The sequence below is a fragment of the Phormidium sp. CCY1219 genome (assembly GCF_055795085.1).
Genome location: NZ_JAYFEQ010000484.1, coordinates 1 through 3245 on the forward strand (window position 1 = coordinate 1; position 3245 = coordinate 3245).

3 protein-coding genes are annotated in these 3245 nt (G+C 51.2%); 2 read left to right on the forward strand and 1 reads right to left on the reverse strand.

All coding sequences use genetic code 11. From position 1 onward, the window contains the following. The first annotated feature begins 69 nt into the window (after positions 1 to 69). On the forward strand, positions 70 to 726 hold the full coding sequence (locus AC0QH1_RS12775) for a hypothetical protein (RefSeq protein WP_324631521.1): 657 nt from the start codon (positions 70 to 72) through the stop codon (positions 724 to 726). Positions 727 to 891: 165 nt separating this feature from the next. Here AC0QH1_RS12775 and AC0QH1_RS12780 read toward each other — a convergent pair whose 3' ends face one another. After that, positions 892 to 2202 carry an RNA-guided endonuclease InsQ/TnpB family protein gene (locus tag AC0QH1_RS12780; RefSeq protein WP_324631522.1) on the reverse strand — a complete coding sequence of 437 codons (1311 nt, stop codon included), beginning with the start codon at positions 2200 to 2202 and terminating at the stop codon, positions 892 to 894. Positions 2203 to 2526: 324 nt separating this feature from the next. On the opposite strand from AC0QH1_RS12780, the gene AC0QH1_RS12785 reads away from it, so the two are divergent. Then, positions 2527 to 3030, forward strand: coding sequence for a hypothetical protein (locus AC0QH1_RS12785; protein WP_324631523.1), 504 nt, complete (start codon positions 2527 to 2529; stop codon positions 3028 to 3030). Positions 3031 to 3245: the final 215 nt, after the last annotated feature.

A 3245-nucleotide genomic window follows, 5' to 3' on the forward strand; every position in this document is an offset into this window, starting at 1 on the left:
GGGGAGAACTCCTCCCTACGCATAAATGACGAGGGTTTCCGTTCTCCCCCTTACCAACCCTAATTTCTGATGAAAAACTCAGATCCGCAACCCATCCAACTCGAATTATTCCCCGACGCCCAAGGGCCGCAGACCAAAACCACCTCGAAACGCTTGCCCAACAAGGGAAAGCAATCCATCCACAAACCTCTCGTCCGGTGCCAAATCACCATCGAGCGCATCGGCGTCATCAAGCATAGCCGCACCCCCTACATCGTTTACACCACCCAGTACGGGAGATGCTGCACCTTCGTTTCGCGCAAGTATTTCACCGACTCCTTGTTCCACCTGATGGGCATCAAATACGATCGGGTCGGCACCATTAAAAGCGTTGGCCTCTCGCAGTTTTCCATCACCGTGCGCCAAGGGAAAAACTTCCACCGCGTCAGCAATTTGGAAGTGCGCGAATATCTGGCACGGCAAAACCAAGTCGCCCTCGATCGCTTGCAGGTTAAGTTAGTCGGGTCTAAAATAATTGTCTGGAATCCCAACAGTGGAACCACCAGCGAAGTCACTCACCAGGGATGCACTTGCAGCGATACTGCCCACCACGATTCCTTCTGCAAGCATCGCCTCGCCGCCCATTTTTACTTAACACAGCGCCGATTGGGATCCCTACATACCTATTTCGCTCCCGATTATCTCACCCTTGAGGAAGGGTTGTGGGCAAACGACGCCTCCGAGTAGTGCCCCTAACGAATTAATAAAAACCGGACCGATCGCCGGTGGTTTAGCCCCTCCGCGCGCCGGGAAAATTTTTCCCGATTTTTCTCCCGCCAGAGTCAATCCCCACCCCTTGAAGATTCATTTGCCCAAAACCAACACTCAGGCAAGGGTTGACTACTCCCCGCGCTAAAGCGACGGGGATTCCCCGGAGGGAGTTTCAGCACTTCTGATAGGATCGACATGCGGTAGATCCCATAATCTCAGACGCTTAGGCGAAGTCAAAACGCCTCTTGCCGGGGTGCTTTGCATCCCGGTTACGTTTGCTTTTCTGCCGATATTCCAAGAGCCATTTGCGTCAGCATTGACCTCAGCTCCATCGGCTGCACGGTACAGACCCCGCTTCACACGCCTGCCAGACGGCTTCCATCCCTCGGGTTTTTCACCGAAAACGGGAATCTCATCGAGATCTAGCGCAGAAGCTTTTGACGTATAGCTTTCCTCCTGTTCGATGAAGATAATGCCGTAGTGCTGTGCAAGTTGTTGAATGCGCTTTTTGAGCCTTGCAGTAGGTACACAGACAAACTTTTGATTGGTTTTGCGGCCCATGTCAGACCGCTGCTTTTGGCCCTTATTCCAGCCAAAGACAATGGTTCCGATGCTGTGCTCCAGGCAATGGTCAATCACGATTCGAGCTGCTTTGTTGACAGCATCCCGCATCTGTCGATTTCGCTTGCCCGTAATGCGGTCTAACAGGTTGCACCAGAACGACTGGGGTTTGCCCTCTTTGATGGTCGCAACTCGTTTGTTGTACCACTGGTTCAGTGACTTCAGATGCTTGCCATCAACGATAAAGCTGGTGCTTTCTGTGGTAGTGCAGGTCAACCAATTATCTAAGCCTGGGTCAATAGATAAGGCTTTTTCAGGGTCAAGAATAACAGGTTCAATGGGCCTCCCCTCACAGATCCAGACTGCATCAAAATAGCCAGCCCTGGGAACGATTTGCAGTTCTCTAATTTTGCCCCAATCCAGATCGATCGGGAATGGCAGAAAGATTTCTGGCAGGTTAAACCAAACTCTGCAAGCTGTCCCCATTGGGACTGTGACCATCCCATCTACCAGCTTTAACCAGCGCTTTGGATAGCCGATCTGAAAAAGCCCTCCAGAAGTCCGATAATTGGGTGGTTTCGGCCTTTCGGGTAATTCACCCTTACGCCATAGTTTTAGCAGTTCCTTAAAGCTTTTGAAGGCTTCCCCCACAGTGATGCAGGTTTGTTGTGCAGCACTGGTATAAAGCGCTTTCATGTGAGGATTGCGCTTCATCTCAGTGGACAGCCACCGTCCATTAGAAAACTTGCCCGTCTTAAAGTAAAGCTGTCGAGCCAAGTAGAGAGTGCAGTTATAGAGCTTATTGGACTGTGTGCACAGATACTCTAGTGCCCCTGACAATACCTTGTCTTCAGGTAGTCGATTAACTTGTGCTGCAAAGATTTTAGCCATGCGAACATGATAGGGTATTGCAAGTACATTGCACATACATTATGAAAAAGAATTTCACGATTAGGTTGGCGCAGTCTCGGCTAATAAATGCGAAAGCTCTCTAAGGAACGGGAGAAGTCTATGACGGCAACGATCGAGGACTGGATTGATAGGTTGCCTGCACCAAAGGATGACGGCGGCTAAAGCCGCGCCCGTCGCTTTTCCGCCCCGCTCTAAAGAGACGGGGCTACCAAGCTCCCGAGTTTTTTACCTGTTAGGCGGCCTGCTTTTCGTTGAACCGCTCAATCGATCCGTATGGTTGCAATATCCTACAGGAACCTAAAGATGACAATGTTGCAAAGAAACATCACTCGATTTTTGGACAGTGGCAACCCTACTCAGGGGCGATCGAAAGGAATTTTCCTATTTGTCGGTCTGATTGGCAGCGTCATGCTGTGGGCAATACCAGTGCTGGCTCAAATCACCGATGCCAAAGTCGCCTCCTTGGTGGAGGCACTGCGATTGGCGGCACCGGAAACGGGCATAGAGAATGACGGTCTTTATAGTGACTGGCAAATCAAACCGGGGAATATCCCCCGTTGGTCTCGCCTGTGCATTGACGAGGAACTGACCCCGGCGCAGTTTGAAGCCAACGAAGCTAAAGCCAGAGAAATTCTCGCCTGCGTGATGGAAGATGTGCTCACACAGCAGTATGAAGCCACCGGTGATGAATCGTTAGCCGTGCGCCGTGCGGCAGCTTGGTGGATGACGGGAGACCCGGAGCAGTACAACAGCGAAAGAATCGGCGACTATACCCAGGAGGTGCTGCAGTTTTATCAGCAGCAGTAGGAGAAGGGCGATCGCCCTGGGAATTGAGCCATCTTAAATGCTTCTCAAGCGATCGCCTTGCGTCTGTACTGAGAATTGACAACTCGCAATTCAGGGGTGGCTCAATTCTCAATGGCTTTACCGGGGATAAATACCGGAGTGTCAGGAACCCCATCCCTAAAGGGAGGGGCTTGGTAAGACTTTATTTTCCCAAGCTCACCTGACCAGAAGACCAG